Origin of the sequence: Aurantimonas sp. 22II-16-19i (assembly GCF_002088275.1) — a bacterium.
Classification (GTDB): domain Bacteria; phylum Pseudomonadota; class Alphaproteobacteria; order Rhizobiales; family Rhizobiaceae; genus Jiella.
In genome coordinates this window covers 52,282-67,649 of record NZ_AQQS01000019.1, presented here as the reverse complement: position 1 = coordinate 67,649, position 15,368 = coordinate 52,282, and the positions used below count along the sequence as shown (strand labels likewise).

Below are 15,368 nucleotides of genomic sequence, written 5' to 3'. Positions count from 1 at the left end.
GGTTCTCCGGCGTGCAAGCTCCCGCGGCGACCGGTCGACGAGAAAGGCGCGGGGATGACGAAGATGCCGATGAGAGCCGTGGCGATCATTTCGTCGAACACGGCGCACGCCGACGCGGCCGATCCTTCATCGCGACCGGCGGATTGTCACGAAAGCTGGCCCTGAGGCAGCACCGCGATAGATTGATCTTGTCGTGGCGCGTTCGATCGGGATGAGATCGGGTCCGATGAGGTCGCCGCTTCGGCTCTTTGTCTGCGGATGATCTTGTCGGAGAGCCGGTTTCCGCTTTTCCCGATCATGATCGAGTGGAGGAAGACCATCTGAGTGCATTCCTGGCCCGGGTCCTCGCCGCACTCTTCGGCGGGCTGCTGTTCAGCCAGTCGGCCGAATTCACCCAGCAATATCTGCAGCGCCTCGGCGGCGCGGCGGACGAGATGCGCGCCGTCGTCGAGCGCTTCGAGGAGAGCGCCCGGGTTCTCGCCCTGACGCCCGACGAGGCGATCGAGCGGCTGAAGCGGAACGCCGACGACCTCGCCGCGCGGCAGGGTAGCGACGCGGAGGAAAGCCGCCTGCGCTACCAGGCCCTCGAGCAGCGCTACCGCTCGCTGGTTGCGACCGCCCCGCTGTTCCGGCCCTTCGAGCTTGCCGCCGATCCGGACTGGTCGATCGCCGAGCGCGCCGCCGGCGACTACCGGCCGGCGATCCCGGCGACGGGCGACGGTGTGCTCCTGGCGCTGGCGGGCTTTCTTCTCGGCTGGGCGCTGGGCGGCGGCACCCACGGGGCCGTCGCCATGCGCAAGCGCCGCCGGGCGCGGCGCGCCATGGCGCCAGCAGGGACCGGCGGCGACATTCCCCAGTGACGGGGACGGAGATGGCGACGAGGGCGCGAGGCTACTGCGGCGCCATGCCGTTCCGGCCGAGGACGTCCCCGACCAGATAGAGCGAGCCGCAGATCAGGAACCGCGGCGCCGGCACCGCCTGCCAGTTGGTGGAGACGAGGCGGATCGCCTCCTCGACGGAATTGGCAGGCTCCGCATCGAGGCCGGCTTCGATCGCGGCATCGGCAAGTTCGTCCGGGTCGAGCCCGGCCTCGCTCATGGTGACGGGCACGGTGAACACCCGGCGCGCCATGCCGGAAAAGGCCGAGAAGAAGCCCACCGGCTCCTTGGTGTTGATCATCCCGGTGATCAGGAAGAGCGGCCGCTGCACGCGCTCCTCCATGTCGGCGAGGGTTTCGGCGATGGCGATCCCGGCGCCGGGATTGTGGCCGCCGTCGATCCAGATCTCGGCGCCCGGGGCGGCGATGTCGAGCAGTGGGCCGGCGGTGATGCGCTGCATGCGGCCGAACCACTCGACCCGCCCCATGCCCGCCTCGACCGCTGCGTCGGAGGGCGGGAACGGCCCGTGGCGCAGCGTGGCGATCGCCGTCGCGGCGTTGACGATCTGGTGGCGACCGGGCAGCCGCGGCAGCGGCAGGTCGATGAGGCCGCGGTCGTCCTGGTAGACCATCCGGCCATGCTCCTCATAGGCGAAGAAGTCCTCGCCATAGACGCAGAGCGGCGCGCCGACCCGGTCGGCGATCGAGGTCAGCACCTCCAGCGCCACCTGCTCGGTCTGCTGGCCGATGACGACGGGCACCCCCGGCTTGATGATGCCGCCCTTTTCCGCCGCGATCAGCTCCACCCGGTCGCCGAGGAACGACTGGTGATCCAGCGAGATCGACGTGATCACGCTGACGGCGGGCTGCGGGATGACGTTGGTCGCGTCGAACCGGCCGCCGAGCCCCACCTCGACCACCGCCGCGTCGGCCGGATACTCGGCGAACAGCATGAAGGTGACGGCGGTCAGGATCTCGAAGACGGTGATCGGCCGGCCTTCATTGGCATTCGCCGCGCGCCTGACGGCCTCGGCGAGCGCCGTGTCGTCGACGAGGCGGGAGGTGCCGGCGCCGCTGGCGAGCCGGTAGCGCTCGTGCCAGTTGACGAGATGCGGGGAGGTGTGGGTGTGGACGGCCCGCCTGTCGGCCTCGAGGATCGCCCGCAGGAAGGCGGTGACGGAGCCCTTGCCGTTGGTGCCGGCGACGTGGATCGTCGGCGGCAGTCGCAGATGCGGATCCCCCAGCGCCGTGAGCAGCCGGAGAATGCGCTCCAGTGACAGGTCGAAGCCCTTGGGATGGCGGCCGAGAAGGGCGTCGATTTCGGCGGCGGCGCGTGAGGTCGTTGTCATCGCGGCGTGTTACGCCAGACCTTGGAAGGATGCAAAATCTATGCGTGGACGGCGGCCTGCGTCTCGCTGTCGCCATGCGCGTCGGCTGCCTCGCCCGGCTCCGCCGGCTCGGCTGCGATGAGGCCTGCGATCGGCTCGGCCGGCGCCTTGGTCAGGAGCCGCAAGAGCGTCGCGATGCGGCTCTTCAGCTGGTGGCGCGGCACGACCATGTCGACCATGCCGTGCTCCATCAGATATTCGGCGCGCTGGAAGCCGTCGGGCAGCTTCTCGCGGATCGTCTGCTCGATCACCCGGGCGCCGGCAAAGCCGATCACCGCGCCGGGCTCGGCGATGTGGACGTCGCCCAGCATCGCGTAGGAGGCCGAGACGCCGCCGGCGGTCGGATTGGTCAGGACGACGATGTAGGGCAGGCCCGCTTCCTTCAGCATCTCCACCGCGACGGTGGTGCGCGGCAGCTGCATCAGCGACAGGATCCCCTCCTGCATGCGCGCTCCGCCCGAGGCCGAGAACAGCACCAGCGGCCGTCTCTCCGCGATCGCGGTCTCGAAGCCCTTGATGATCGCCTCGCCGGCCGCCATGCCGAGCGAGCCGCCCATGAAGGCGAAATCCTGCACCGTCGCGACGATGTCGAGGCCCTCGATGGCGCCCTTGGCGACGATCACGGCATCGTCCGTCTCGGCCTTGGCGCGGTTTTCCTTCAGCCGGTCGACATAGCGCTTCTGGTCGCGGAACTTCAACGGATCGACGGCGACCGACGGCAGGTCGACGAGGTCGTAGGCGCCGTCGTCGAAGAAGTGGCCGAGCCGGTCCTTCGCCCGGATCCGCATGTGGAAACCGGAGGAGGGCACCACCCACTGGTTGGCCTCGAGGTCCTTGTGGAAGACCATCTCGCCGGTCTCGGGGCATTTGATCCAGAGATTGTCCGGCACCTGCCGGGTGGCGAGAAGGCTCGAGATCTTCGGGCGGACGTAGTTGGTGATCCAGTTCACGGGAGATCCGTCTTTCGCGTTTCTTTACGGGCCGGGGCTTTGCCCGAGGAGATGGCGGTCCGGTCAGGCCTTGGCAAGGCGGGCGGTCCTGACGCCCTGCGCGAGCTGCGCGACGATGTCGGTGACGGCCTTCACCACCGCATCGCCGCCGCCGTCGCGGGAAGCGGCCTCGATCGCCGAAACCAGCGCCGAGCCGACGACGACGCCGTCGGCGCCGCGGCCGATCTCCGCCGCCTGCTCGGCGGTGCGCACGCCGAAGCCGACGCAGACCGGCAGGTCGGTGTGGCGCTTGATCCGCGACACCGCGGCGGCGACCTTGTCCGCATCCGGCGCGGCGGAGCCGGTGATGCCGGTGATCGAGACGTAGTAGACGAAGCCGGAGGTGTTCTTCAGCACCGCGGGCAGGCGCTTGTCGTCGGTGGTGGGCGTCGCCAGCCGGATGAAGTTCAGCCCGGCCTTCAGTGCCGGCAGGCAGAGTTCCTCGTCCATCTCGGGCGGCAGGTCGACGACGATCAGCCCGTCGACGCCGGCTTCGATCGCGTCCTTCACGAAGCCTTCGACGCCGTAGATGTAGACCGGGTTGAAGTAGCCCATCAGGATGATCGGCGTCTCGTCGTCGCCGCGCCGGAAGTCCCTGACCAGCGACAGCGTCTTCTTCAGCGTCTCGCCGTTCTTCAAGGCCCGCAGGCCGGCCCGCTGGATCGCCGGCCCGTCGGCCATCGGATCGGAGAACGGCATGCCGAGCTCGATGAGGTCGGCGCCGGCCGCGGGAAGTGCCTCGGCGATCTTCAGCGCCGTCTCGTGGTCCGGATCGCCCGCCATGACGAAGGTGACGAGGGCGGGACGGTTCTCTTCCTTCAGACGAGAGAATCGGGCTTCGATGCGGGTGGTCATGGCGGGCTTTCGATCGGGGCGAGCCGGCGGCGGAGGTTCGCGGGATCGCCGGGACTTTGAAGGATTTGCGACGGATGCTCGCCGGGTTCCTTACGCCATCCGGCAAGGCCCTGCCAAGCGCCAAGCCGGAACCGGACGGGACGTTCCGTGCCGATGGCGCCCGGCGGCGGGTTGCCTTCGGGCGGTGCGGCGATCATGGATGCCGGGCGGCGGGCCGGGCGAGGCTCCCCGCGTTGCGCCGGGGCTGGGGCGGCGCCACCGACGCAACCGGCATGCGGGGCCGGACGTTCACCGCTTCGTCGCGCCGATCGGCGAAGGCCACGAACGGGCTTCCGGCGCCGTCCAGACATCCAGCGTCCAGACATCCATCGAAAAAGGCGACACTCATGACACCAGGCTGGCAACGCTTTGCCCTTGGCGATGCGCGCATCACCACCATCCTCGACGGGACCCGCCATGCCGACGGGCCGCACCCGACCTTCGGCAAGGACCGGAGCCAGGCGGAGATGGCCGCCCTGATGCGGGCGAACTTCCTGCCGGAGACCCGCTTCGTCAACGGCTTCACGCCGACCCTCGTGGAACTTGGCGGCGAGCTGATTCTCTTCGATACCGGTTTCGGCGAGAGCGGCAAGGCGAATGGCTACGGCAAGCTCGTCGAGCGGATGGCCGCCGCCGGCTACCAGCCGGAGGCCGTCACCCTCGTCGTCCTCACCCATCTTCATCCCGATCACATCCTCGGCTTGATGACCGGCGGCCAGCCGACCTTTCCGAAGGCCCGCTATGCCACCGGCGCAGCCGAGTTCGAATGGTGGACGTCGCCGGAGGCGAAGACCGGCGCGCGGGCCGAAATGGCGAAGACGGTCGAGAGCCTCGTCGTCCCCTTGCGGGACAGGATGACGCTGCTGCGGGACGGCGACCGCGTCGCTCCCGGCATCACCGCCCTCGATGCCCCCGGCCACACGCCCGGCCACATGGTGTTCGAGCTGGAATCGGCCGGCCAGCGGCTGATGCTGACGGCCGATACCGCCAACCATTTCGTCGCCTCGCTGCAGAAGCCGGACTGGGTGGTGGGCTTCGACATGGATCCGCAGAGGGCAATCGAAACCCGCAAGCGGGTCTTCGACAGGATCGCCGCCGAACGCATCCCGTTCATCGGCTACCACATGCCGTTCCCGGCCATCGGCTATGCCGAGAAGCTCGAGGACGGCGGCTACCGCTTCGTGCCGGAGAGCTACCAGCTGGCGATCGCCGGCGAGAAGGGCTGATGCGACCCGTGCGCCGCTTGCGGGGGCAGGCGGCGCGGGGGGGCGGCTACCGGCCTGTTGTCGCAGAGGGTCCTGCCATCGCCGGCAGGGCCTCGACCCAGCGGGTGATCTGGGCGGCGATCTCGCTGGTCGTCTGCGGCGACAGGATGTCGCCGGCGAGCGTGTGATGGGAGGGATCGCCGGTGACCGGGACGGCGACCGCCTCGGTCGGCCCCGGCCACTTCGCCGCGAAGGCCTCCGTCGCATCGGGATCGACGACCGTGTCCTCCTGGGAAAAGAACACCAGCAGCGGCAGCGGCCGCGCCTTCGACAGGTCCATGCGGCGCACCGCCCGCACCAGCGCCGCCATCGGCGCCAGCGCGCCGATCGGATAGGCCGTCGTCCAGTGTTCGGCCTGGCCGGCATTGACCGGCTCGAAGCTGCGCGTCTCGCCGCCGAGGAGGGGCAAGAGATCGCGGGCAAAGGGCATGTCGAGGAGGAAGGCCCAGCGGCTGTTGATGGCGAAGTTCGGGGAGATGAAGACGAGGCCGGCGACCCCGTCCATGACGTGAGGCGTGACCCTGTGCGGCGCCATCGGCGGCGAGATGGTCGTGCCGAGGGCGCTGAGCGTCGCCCCGGTCGAGGAGGCGATGACGACGACCCGGGTGCCGAGCTGGCGCCCGATCGCCACGGCCTCGGCAAGGTCGTTCACCCAGTCGTTGACGCTCGCCTGCTCCATCGCCGCGCCGTCGCGGCCGTGGCCGGTGAGGCGGGTGTAGAAGAGATTGGCGCCGAGCGCCTTCGCCACCTCGTCGGCGAGCGGCCGCGTCTCGGCCTTGTCGGCGGAAAATCCGTGGATGTAGACGATCGAGAGCGGCGTCTTCGCCCGTGAGGCGGGATAGGCCCAGACGATCTCCTTGGTCGACTGCGGCCGCAGATTGGGAATGTCGGCTTCCTCTTTCTGCAGATAGGTGTCGGGATCGCTGCCGATCGCCGCCGGGTCGAAGCTGACCGTCGTGTGGACCGGCTCGCGCGGCCCGAAGAGCCAGAGCCCGAGGAGCGCGACCGCGATCAGGAGGAGAAGGGCGAGGACGATACGAAGGATCAAGGGTCAGGTCCGCTTGGCATGCTGTCGGCAAGCCATAGCGCGTCTGAGGGGACGGCGAAACCTGTCCTCCCGTCGCCGGCCACGTGTCGCGTCGCTCCGACGTTCCGGTTCGTATCCCCCGACGCGGCGGAGGGCCGGGCCGGGATGCTATCCCTCGCCCAGCACCCGTGCGATCAGATCCGCCACCATCAGGTCGAGATGGGCGCCGCCACCGTTCTTGAAGACGGTGATCGCCGCCTCGCCGCTGCGGCCGGCCGTGCCGGCGACGAGATCCAGGAGCTCGCCGCGGATGTCGCCGGCAACGATCGTGCCGGCGTCGAGCGGGATCTGGATCTCGCCGATGTGGCCGAGGGTGGTCTTGCGCGAATCGACGAAGATCTCGCCGCGCGTCAGGACGTCGTCCTCCGCCTCGCGCATCTGCGGCGTGTAGGCGCCGATGAGATCGACATGGCAGCCGGGCCGCAGCCATTCGCCCTTCAGGAAGGGCTGCGTGGCCATGGTGGCGGTGGAGACGATGTCCGCCTGCGCCGCCGCGCCGGGAAGATCGAGGGCGACGCAGACGGTCGCCTCGCCGCCTCCGGCCGATGCCGCGAGCGCGTCGGCGCGGGCCGTCGTCCGGTTCCAGATCAGCACCGTCTTCAGGGAGGGAAACAGCGCCTGGTAGCCCTCGACGAGATGTCCCGCGACGGCTCCGGCGCCGCAGACGAGCAGCGTCTTCGGCTCCGGATTGGCGAGGAGCGTCGCCCCGAGCAGCGAATCGGCGACGGTCTTCCACTTGGTGACGAGGCCGCCATCGATGACCGCGCTCGGCGCCCCGGTCTGCGGATCGAAGAGGAGGACGCCGCCCTGGACGGAGGGGCGCGGCGGGTCGGCGCGGGGATTGTCCGGAAAGATGGTGACGGATTTCAGCGCGATGCCGAGCCCGTCGATCCAGGCGGCGCGGCTGAGCAGCCTGTTGTCGCCGCTGCCGATCAGGAGGTCGCCGATCTCGGGAGCGGCGCGGCGATGGCCCGCCGCCAGCGCCTCGACCACCATCGGCCAGGTCAGCTTGCCGTCCGCCTCGGTAAAGCCGATGACTCTCACGACAGCGCCCGCACCGGCTCGCGCATCGTCTCGATCGCCGGCGTCTGCACGTCGCGCAGCGCGTAAGGGCGGAAGCCGTGCTTCTGGTAGAGGGCGAGAGCGGCGGGATGGTCGAGGGTGTTGGTCTCGATGGTCACCCGGCCGGGATCGCCGGCAAAGGCGCAGACGATCGCCCGCGACAGCATGACATGGGCAAGGCCCCGGCCGCGATGCTCCGGCAGGATGCCGAAATGGACGATCCGCACCTCGTTGACGGCGCGGCGGATGTCGAGCTCGAACCAGCCGGCCCTGCGGCCGTCGACGGTCATGACGAAGATCTTGGTGTCGCCGTCGTGGATCTCGCGCTTCAGCCGTTCGTCGCTGAGGAGACGCGAGGTCCAGTGGTGGGCCTCGCCCACCTTGCGGTAGAGCGCCCGGTACTCGGCGAGCGGCATCGACGGGACCTCGGTGATCGCCACCGTCCCGGCGGCGAAGGGGATCGGCGCGAGGACCGTCGGGCGAGCCTTCATCTCGAGGCTGGTGACACGGGTTCGAAGAAGTCGCATGGCGGTCAGGTCTTCGCGCCCCGGCCGGTCTCCACCGGCGTGTCGGCGGCCGAGCCCCATTCGGTCCAGGACCCGTCATAGAGCCTGGAGGACCGGTTGCCGACACTTTCGAGGGCGAGATTGATCACCGCCGCCGTCACGCCCGAGCCGCAGCTCGTCACCGACGGCCGGTCGGGATCGACCCCGGCCTCGGCGAAGGCTCGGCGCAGTTCCTCCGGCGTCTTCAGCCGGCCGCCTTCGGTGAGCTGCAGGAAGGGCAGGCTGCGGGCGCCCGGCATGTGCCCGGCCCGCACCCCCTGGCGCGGCTCCGGCGCCTCGCCGGCGAAGCGATCGGCCGGGCGCGCGTCGAGGATCTGCAGGGAACCGGCGGCGACGATGTCCTTCATCTGCGGCAGGAACACCGCGGCGCCTTCGTCGAGCCGCGCCTCGAAGGCGGCGGGCCGGCTTTCGGGGGCCGTCGTCTCGACCGGCAGGCTCGCCGCCTGCCAGGCCGGAAAGCCGCCGTTGAGAACCCGCACGTCCTTCGCCCCGAAGGTTCGGAACAGCCACCAGACCCGGGGCGCCGAGAACAGCCCCATGCCGTCATAGACGACGATGGTGTCCCTGTCCGAGATGCCGAGCGCGCCGACCTTTTCGGCGAAGACGTCCGCCGGCGGCAGGGTGTGCGGCAGGCTCGAGGCCGGATCGACGATGTCGTCCTGGTCGAAGAACACGGCGCCCGGGACGTGGCCGGCGTCGTATTCGGCTTTGGCGAAGCGGTTCTGCGCCGGCAGGTACCAGGAGGCGTCGACGATCGAGACGCCGTCGCGGCCGATGACGGCGGCGAGATCCTGCGGCGAGATGAGGAAGGGGTTCTGGGTCATGACGGTGCAATATGGAGGACGGGGCGGATCAAGGCCATAGGGGTGGGAGGGTGATATCGGCGAAGAACCGTCGGGTTCGCCGGGACAGGCCCAATGGCGGAAGCGGGGCGGGGCCGGCGTAATTCGCCGTCGGTCCTAATCCGGCATCGCCCCGAACCGCAGCCTGAACCTCCGGTTCTCCCTGCCCTTCTTCTCGATCCTGGAGACGTGGATTTCGCCGACCTCCTGGGTCTCCGAGACATGGGTGCCGCCGCAGGGCTGGGTGTCGACCGCGCCGTCCGCGCCGATGCACACGAGGCGGATGCGGCCGAGGCCGCGCGGCGGGCGGACATTGGCGGATTTGACGAGGCCCGGATTTTCGTCGAGCTCGGCGTCGGTGATCCAGCGGGTGAAGACGGGGTGGTTGGCCGAGACGATCGCCATCATCTTCTCCGTCACCTCCGCCTTGTCGGCCGACGCTTCGGTCAGATCGAAATCGACCCGGCTCTCCTCCTCGCCGACCGAGGCGCCGGTGATGGGATAGGGCAGGACGACGGACAGGATGTGGCAGGCCGTGTGCATGCGCATCAGCCGGTAGCGCCGCTTCCAGTCGATGTGGAGGACGAGGCTCTCGCCGATCGCCGGGACCGGCTGGCCGGCCTCGGGGAGGTGGACGATCACCTCCTTGGTCTCGCCGGTGATGGTGGCGCCGATCCTGATGAGCGAGCCGTCGGCGCGCTCGAAATGCCCGGTGTCGCCCGGCTGGCCGCCGGAGGTGGCGTAGAACACCGTCCGGTCGAGGAGAATGCCGCCGTCCTCGCGGATGCCGGTCACCGCCGCCTCGACGGTCGAGAGGTAGGCATCCTCGCGAAACAGGGGGATGGTCATCCCACGCTCTCGAACGGGATGTCGAACTCCGGCGTTCGGCCGATCCATTCGGGCACCGGCAGGCCCTTTTCGGCGAGGAAGGCCGGGTTGAACAGCTTCGACTGGTAGCGGTTGCCGTAGTCGCAGAGGATCGTCACGATGGTATGGCCGGGGCCGAGCTCCCGCGCCATGCGGATGGCGCCGGCGATGTTGATGCCGGAGGAGCCGCCGAGGCAGAGGCCTTCCTCCTGGACGAGGTCGAAGACGATGCGCAGCGCCTCGTCGTCCGGGATCTGATAGGCGAAGTCCGGCTCGAAGCCTTCCAGATTGGCGGTGATGCGCCCCTGGCCGATGCCCTCGGTGATCGACGAGCCTTCGGATTTCAGCTCGCCATGGGCGTAATAATTGTAGAGGGCGGCGCCCATCGGGTCGGCGATGCCGATCTTGATGCGGCCGGAATGCCGCTTCAGCCCCATCGCGGTGCCGGCCAGCGTGCCGCCGGTGCCGACGGCGCAGATGAAGCCGTCGACGTCGCCGCCGCTCTGGTGCCAGATCTCCTCGGCGGTGGTGACGACATGGCCGTCGCGATTGGCGAGGTTGTCGAACTGGTTGGCCCAGATGGCGCCGGCCGGATGGGTCTTCGCCAGCTGCGCGGCGAGCCGGCCGGACAGCTTCACGTAGTTGTTGGGGTTCTTGTAGGGAACCGCCGGCACCTCGATCAGCTCGGCGCCCATCAGGCGCAGCGCGTCCTTCTTTTCCTCGCTCTGGGTCTCGGGGATGACGATGACCGTCTGGTAGCCGAGCGCCTTGGCGACCAGCGACAGGCCGATGCCGGTGTTGCCGGCGGTTCCCTCGACGATCAGCCCGCCGGGTTCGAGCAGCCCCTTCTCCTCGGCGTCGCGGATGATGAAGAGGCCGGCCCGGTCCTTCACCGACTGGCCGGGATTCATGAACTCGGCCTTGCCGTAGATCTCGCAGCCGGTCACCTCCGAGGCCTTGTTGAGCCGGATCAGCGGCGTGTTGCCGATGGCGTCGAGAACGGAATTGAGGCGCAGGGTCATGGAATCGGATCGCATGGTGGAGGGCACATGCCGGCAAGTTATGGGCGCCCCCGGGGGAAGGCAAGGACGACGGCGCCGCAAGGCCCGGTGACGGACCCGCACGGCGGCAACTTCGCCCCGGCCGATCCCGGCTCTACCGCGTCAGCGTCCGCCGCACCGCATCGGCCCAGCCGGTCAGCTTGCGCCCCCGCGTGACCGCGTCCATCTGCGGCGTGAACTGGCGCTCCAGCCGCCACCTTGCGGCAAAGCCCTCCATGCCCGGCCAGACGCCCGCCTTCTGGCCGGCGAGCCAGGCGGCGCCGAGCGCCGTCGTTTCCAGCACCGCCGGCCGGTCGACCGGGGCGTTCAAAAGGTCGGCGAGGCGCTGCATCGTATAGTCCGATGCCACCATGCCGCCATCGACCCTGAGCACCGTGTCGCTCGCCGCCGGCCAGTCCTTCTTCATGGCGTTGAGGAGATCCGCCGTCTGGTAGCAGACGGCTTCGAGCGCCGCGCGGGCGAGTTCGTTCGGGCCGGTCTTGCGGGTCAGGCCGAAGATCGCGCCCCTGGCGTCGGCGTCCCACCAGGGCGCGCCGAGGCCGGTGAAGGCGGGAACGAGATAGACGTCCTGTTCGGGGTCTGCCTTCGCCGCCAGAGGGCCGCTGACATCGGCCTTGTCGATGATCGTCAGCCCGTCGCGCAGCCATTGCACGGCGGCGCCGGCGATGAAGATCGAGCCTTCGAGGGCGAAGCTGGTCTTGCCGGACAGGCGATAGGCGATGGTCGTCAGGAGCCGGTTGTTGGAGGCGACGCGCTCCTCGCCGGTGTTGAGGACGGCGAAGCAGCCGGTGCCATAGGTGGATTTCAGCATGCCCGGCTGGAAGCACGCCTGGCCGAGGGTGGCGGCGTGCTGGTCGCCGGCGATGCCGAGGACCCTGATCGACGAGCCGAACAGCGACGCATCCGTGACGCCGAAGTCGGCGTCGCAGTCCATCACCTGCGGCAGGATCGCACGGGGGACGTTCAGGAGCCTCAGGAGATCGTCGTCCCAGTCATTGGCCGAGATGTCGAAGAGCATGGTGCGCGAGGCATTGGTCGCGTCGGTGGCGTGGACTTTGCCGCCGGTGAGCCGGAACAGGAGAAAGCTGTCGACGGTGCCGAAGGCGAGCCGCCCCTGCTCGGCCTTCTGCCGCGCGCCTTCCACATGGTCGAGGAGCCAGGCGATCTTGGTGCCCGAGAAATACGGATCGACGATCAGCCCGGTCTTGTCGGTGATCTGGGGCTCGGCGCCGTCCGCCACCAGCCTGCGGCAGATCTCGGCGGTGCGCCGGTCCTGCCAGACGATGGCGTTGTGGATCGGCTTGCCGGTCTCGCGGTCCCAGACGAGGACCGTCTCACGCTGGTTGGTGATGCCGATGGCGGCGATGTCGGCGGCCGACAGGGAGGCTTCGGCGATCGCCCCCTTCGCCGTGCCGAGGACGGAATTCCAGATGTCCTCCGGATCATGCTCGACCCAGCCCGAGCGGGGAAAATGCTGGGCGAATTCCTGCTGCGCCACGCCCTTGATGCGAGTGCCGTCGTCGAAGACGATGGCCCGCGTCGAGGTGGTGCCCTGGTCGATGGCGAGAACGTATCCGGACATGGTGCGTTTCCCATTGCTGCGATTGCGATGGCAGAAAGCCGGGGCGGACCCCGGCTTTCGTGTTCGTCGAAGTCGGTTCAGTTCGACTTCTGCATCGTGCCTTCGGCCGAGGCGGGCGTCGCCGAAGCCGGCATCGCGGCCTCGGAATCCTGCCAGCTCTTCACCAGCTCGTCATAGGAGACGGTGATCGGCTGTTCCTTCTCGTTTTCCTTCTTGGGCTGAGGCGCCAGCGTGCCGTTCGCCTTGGCCTGCTCGACCCAGTATTCCATGTCGTGCTCTTCGTTGAGCTTCGGGCCGATGTCGCCCTGGATGCCCGCCCGCTCGAGGCGCTGCATCACCTGCTCCTGGTTGGCGCAGAGCGCGTCCATGGCTTCCTGCGGGGTCTTGGCGCCCGACGCCGCATCACCGATCGCCTGCCACCAGAGCTGGGCGAGCTTGGGGTAGTCCGGCACGTTGGTGCCGGTCGGCGACCACTGCTTGCGGGCCGGCGAGCGGTAGAACTCGACGAGGCCGCCGAGCTTCGGCGCACGCTCGGTGAAGCTCTTGTCGCGGATCGTCGATTCGCGGGTGAAGGTCAGGCCCTCGTGGCTCTTCTTCACGTCGACGGTCTTCGAGCCGACGAACTGGGCGTAGAGCCAGGCGGCCTTGGCCCGATCCTCCGGGGTCGACTTCATCAGCGTCCAGGAACCGACGTCCTGGTAGCCGAGCTTCATGCCGTCGACCCAGTAGACGCCATGCGGCGACGGCGCCATGCGCCACTTCGGATTGCCTTCCTCGTCGACGACGGGCAGGCCGTCCTTCACCATGTCGGCGGTGAAGGCGGTGTACCAGAAGATCTGCTGGGCGATCTGGCCCTGCGCCGGCACCGGGCCGCTCTCGGAGAAGGTCATGCCCTGGGCTTCCTGCGGGGCATAGGCCTTCAGCCAGTCGAGATACTTCTGGATCGAATAGACCGCCGCGGGGCCGTTGGTGTCGCCGCCACGGGCGACGCAGGAGCCGGTCGGCTGGCTCTGCTCGTTGACGCGGATGCCCCATTCGTCGACGGGCACGCCGTTCGGGATGCCCTTGTCGCCATTGCCGGCCATGGACAGCCAGGCATCGGTGAAGCGCCAGCCGAGCGACGGGTCCTTCTTGCCGTAGTCCATGTGGCCATAGACCTTCTGGCCGTCGATCTCGCGGCCGGTGAAGAACTCGGCGATGTCCTCATAGGCCGACCAGTTGACCGGCACGCCGAGATCGTAGCCGTACTTCGCCTTGAAGTCGGCCTTGTTCTTCTCGTCGTTGAACCAATCGTAGCGGAACCAGTAGAGGTTGGCGAACTGCTGGTCGGGCAGCTGGTAGAGCTTGCCGTCCGGGGCGGTGGTGAAGGACGTGCCGATATAGTCGGCGACGTCGAGCATCGGATTGGTGACGTCCTTGCCCTCGTTCGCCATGAAGTCGGTGAGGTTGCGGACCTGCTGGTAGCGCCAGTGGGTGCCGATGAGGTCCGAATCGTTGACGTAAGCGTCGTAGATGTTCTCGCCCGACTGCATCTGCGTCTGCAGCTTCTCGATCACGTCGCCCTCGCCGATCAGGTCATGGCTGACCTTGATGCCGGTGATGGCGGTGAAGGCCGGGGCGAGGACCTTGGACTCGTATTCATGTGTGGTGATGGTTTCGGACACGACCTTGATGTCCATGCCCTGGAAGGGCTTGGCCGCGTCGATGAACCACTGCATCTCCTTTTCCTGGTCGGCGCGCGACAGCGTCGAGAGATCCTTGATCTCGTTGTCCAGGAACGTCTTGGCCGCGTCCATGTCGGCGAAGGCCGGACCGGAGGCGAGCGCGATGGCGAGGGTCGCCGTGGTGACCCAGAGATTGCGTTTCATGAGTTATCCTCCCGTTGAGACAAGCCGGTCGATCCATCCCGAGATCCGAGCCGACCGGCGGCAGCCCGAACCCATGTTCCCTTCCGCGTCAGACGAGGCGGAAGACGAGAATGAAGAAGAGCGCGCAGACGCCGAGGGCGTACCAGAGCGACAGGTCGGTGGCCGAGAGCCAGCCGAGGCAGATGAAGGCCGAGCCGAGCAGCGACACGAACAACCGGTCGCCCCGCGTCGTCTCGAAGCGCAGGATCCCGACCCGCGGCGAGCCACCGGGCACGGCGTACTCCCACACGCCCATCAGCGCGATGAGCGAGAAGATGACGATGAAGAAGATCGCCGTCGGCCAGGTCCAGGCCATCCAGGATAGGTCGATCATCTAAGCCTCCTTGCCGCCAGTGTACGTTTTGCAGTAAAAGAGATTTGCGCCAAAGCGGATGAGTTCATGAAAGTCATCTACCATCCTGCCGCCAAGAAGGCCTTGGATCGGATGCCCGCACGTGACCGGGATCGCATGAGTACCGAATGCGGGTCGGCGTCTGGCGCGCGATCTTCGTCCTCGTGGACGACATGTTGGTGCTCCGCGTCGCCCACCGCCGCGAAGCCTATCGTTGAGGTGAGACCATGAACGAGGCAGTCAATCTGAAAGGCGAGAGCATGATCGTCATGACCCGCGCCGAATATGACGACCTGATCGAGGATGCAGGCGATATTGCCTTGGTTAGGCAAGCCGAACTCGATTACCCGGACAGTCCGTCGATGCCCAGCGAACTGGCGCGCGCGGTTTGGGATGGCGAACTCCATCCGCTCGCCGCGTGGCGCAAGTCCGTCGGCATGACGCAGGCCGAGCTTGCCGCTGCGGCGGGCCTTCGTGCGGCGACGGTGAGCGACATCGAAAGCCGCAAGATCGACCCGCGCCTGTCGACGCTGAAGGCGCTCGCCACGGCCCTGAAGCTCGGCATCGAGGACATCGTGGATTGAGGGGAGTGGCGAAACCGTTCCCTCGCCTCGAAGGGCGAGGGGGCG

Annotated in this window: 15 protein-coding genes; 3 read left to right on the top strand and 12 right to left on the bottom strand. The window is 68.3% G+C overall.

The features are described from left to right. Positions 1–305: 305 nt before the first annotated feature. Positions 306–860, top strand: coding sequence for a DUF2937 family protein (locus ATO4_RS15620; protein ID WP_176223014.1), 555 nt, complete (start codon positions 306–308; stop codon positions 858–860). A 31-nt stretch (positions 861–891) separates the two neighbouring features. Here the strand turns inward: ATO4_RS15620 and ATO4_RS15615 are convergent, their stop codons facing one another. The 3 genes from ATO4_RS15615 to trpA form a co-directional block, all read right to left on the bottom strand. Next, positions 892–2,226 carry a folylpolyglutamate synthase/dihydrofolate synthase family protein gene (locus ATO4_RS15615; RefSeq protein ID WP_083592460.1) on the bottom strand — a complete coding sequence of 445 codons (1,335 nt, stop codon included), beginning with the start codon at positions 2,224–2,226 and terminating at the stop codon, positions 892–894. A 38-nt stretch (positions 2,227–2,264) separates the two neighbouring features. Further along, on the bottom strand, positions 2,265–3,215 hold the full coding sequence (gene accD, locus ATO4_RS15610; RefSeq protein WP_083592459.1) for an acetyl-CoA carboxylase, carboxyltransferase subunit beta: 951 nt from the start codon (positions 3,213–3,215) through the stop codon (positions 2,265–2,267). A 63-nt stretch (positions 3,216–3,278) separates the two neighbouring features. Then, positions 3,279–4,109 carry a tryptophan synthase subunit alpha gene (trpA, locus tag ATO4_RS15605; protein WP_083592458.1) on the bottom strand — a complete coding sequence of 277 codons (831 nt, stop codon included), beginning with the start codon at positions 4,107–4,109 and terminating at the stop codon, positions 3,279–3,281. Between the two features lie 386 nt (positions 4,110–4,495). On the opposite strand from trpA, the gene ATO4_RS15600 reads away from it, so the two are divergent. Continuing rightward, on the top strand, positions 4,496–5,374 hold the full coding sequence (locus ATO4_RS15600; protein ID WP_245308775.1) for an MBL fold metallo-hydrolase: 879 nt from the start codon (positions 4,496–4,498) through the stop codon (positions 5,372–5,374). A gap of 46 nt (positions 5,375–5,420) precedes the next feature. Here ATO4_RS15600 and ATO4_RS15595 read toward each other — a convergent pair whose 3' ends face one another. From ATO4_RS15595 to ATO4_RS15555, 9 genes are all read right to left on the bottom strand, one after another. Then, positions 5,421–6,461 (bottom strand): alpha/beta fold hydrolase, encoded by a 1,041-nt coding sequence (locus tag ATO4_RS15595; protein ID WP_083592457.1) that lies wholly within the window; start codon positions 6,459–6,461, stop codon positions 5,421–5,423. A 147-nt stretch (positions 6,462–6,608) separates the two neighbouring features. Then, the gene (locus ATO4_RS15590) at positions 6,609–7,544 is read right to left on the bottom strand and encodes an ornithine cyclodeaminase (protein ID WP_083592456.1); all 936 of its coding nucleotides are present in this window, start codon (positions 7,542–7,544) and stop codon (positions 6,609–6,611) included. Next, a complete protein-coding gene (locus ATO4_RS15585; RefSeq protein ID WP_083592455.1) occupies positions 7,541–8,089 on the bottom strand; it encodes a GNAT family N-acetyltransferase in 549 nt (182 codons plus the stop codon). The genes ATO4_RS15590 and ATO4_RS15585 overlap by 4 nt, the downstream gene beginning before the upstream one ends. 5 nt (positions 8,090–8,094) lie before the next feature. After that, on the bottom strand, positions 8,095–8,952 hold the full coding sequence (gene sseA / locus ATO4_RS15580; RefSeq protein WP_083592454.1) for a 3-mercaptopyruvate sulfurtransferase: 858 nt from the start codon (positions 8,950–8,952) through the stop codon (positions 8,095–8,097). Between the two features lie 135 nt (positions 8,953–9,087). Further along, positions 9,088–9,819 (bottom strand): alanyl-tRNA editing protein, encoded by a 732-nt coding sequence (locus ATO4_RS15575; protein WP_083592453.1) that lies wholly within the window; start codon positions 9,817–9,819, stop codon positions 9,088–9,090. Next, positions 9,816–10,859 carry a cysteine synthase A gene (locus ATO4_RS15570; protein WP_083592452.1) on the bottom strand — a complete coding sequence of 348 codons (1,044 nt, stop codon included), beginning with the start codon at positions 10,857–10,859 and terminating at the stop codon, positions 9,816–9,818. Before ATO4_RS15570 ends, ATO4_RS15575 begins: the two co-directional genes overlap by 4 nt. Before the next feature lie 133 nt (positions 10,860–10,992). Next, positions 10,993–12,480 (bottom strand): glycerol kinase GlpK, encoded by a 1,488-nt coding sequence (glpK, locus tag ATO4_RS15565; protein WP_083592451.1) that lies wholly within the window; start codon positions 12,478–12,480, stop codon positions 10,993–10,995. 77 nt (positions 12,481–12,557) lie between these two features. Further along, positions 12,558–14,348, bottom strand: a complete 1,791-nt coding sequence (locus ATO4_RS15560) for an ABC transporter substrate-binding protein (RefSeq protein ID WP_083592450.1) — start codon at positions 14,346–14,348, stop codon at positions 12,558–12,560. Between the two features lie 88 nt (positions 14,349–14,436). Continuing rightward, positions 14,437–14,721, bottom strand: a complete 285-nt coding sequence (locus ATO4_RS15555) for a DUF2160 domain-containing protein (RefSeq protein WP_083592449.1) — start codon at positions 14,719–14,721, stop codon at positions 14,437–14,439. A gap of 245 nt (positions 14,722–14,966) precedes the next feature. Between ATO4_RS15555 and ATO4_RS15550 the strand changes: the two genes are divergently transcribed. Continuing rightward, the gene (locus ATO4_RS15550) at positions 14,967–15,323 is read left to right on the top strand and encodes a helix-turn-helix transcriptional regulator (protein WP_083592448.1); all 357 of its coding nucleotides are present in this window, start codon (positions 14,967–14,969) and stop codon (positions 15,321–15,323) included. Positions 15,324–15,368: the final 45 nt, after the last annotated feature.

Coding starts and splice junctions, on each gene's coding strand:
- ATO4_RS15615 (WP_083592460.1), bottom strand. CDS start 2,226: ATGACAACGACCTCACGCGCCGCCGCCGAAATCGACGCCCTTCTCGGC.
- trpA (WP_083592458.1), bottom strand. CDS start 4,109: ATGACCACCCGCATCGAAGCCCGATTCTCTCGTCTGAAGGAAGAGAAC.
- ATO4_RS15600 (WP_245308775.1), top strand. CDS start 4,496: ATGACACCAGGCTGGCAACGCTTTGCCCTTGGCGATGCGCGCATCACC.
- ATO4_RS15585 (WP_083592455.1), bottom strand. CDS start 8,089: ATGCGACTTCTTCGAACCCGTGTCACCAGCCTCGAGATGAAGGCTCGC.
- sseA (WP_083592454.1), bottom strand. CDS start 8,952: ATGACCCAGAACCCCTTCCTCATCTCGCCGCAGGATCTCGCCGCCGTC.
- ATO4_RS15575 (WP_083592453.1), bottom strand. CDS start 9,819: ATGACCATCCCCCTGTTTCGCGAGGATGCCTACCTCTCGACCGTCGAG.
- ATO4_RS15570 (WP_083592452.1), bottom strand. CDS start 10,859: ATGACCCTGCGCCTCAATTCCGTTCTCGACGCCATCGGCAACACGCCG.
- glpK (WP_083592451.1), bottom strand. CDS start 12,480: ATGTCCGGATACGTTCTCGCCATCGACCAGGGCACCACCTCGACGCGG.
- ATO4_RS15560 (WP_083592450.1), bottom strand. CDS start 14,348: ATGAAACGCAATCTCTGGGTCACCACGGCGACCCTCGCCATCGCGCTC.
- ATO4_RS15555 (WP_083592449.1), bottom strand. CDS start 14,721: ATGATCGACCTATCCTGGATGGCCTGGACCTGGCCGACGGCGATCTTC.
- ATO4_RS15550 (WP_083592448.1), top strand. CDS start 14,967: ATGAACGAGGCAGTCAATCTGAAAGGCGAGAGCATGATCGTCATGACC.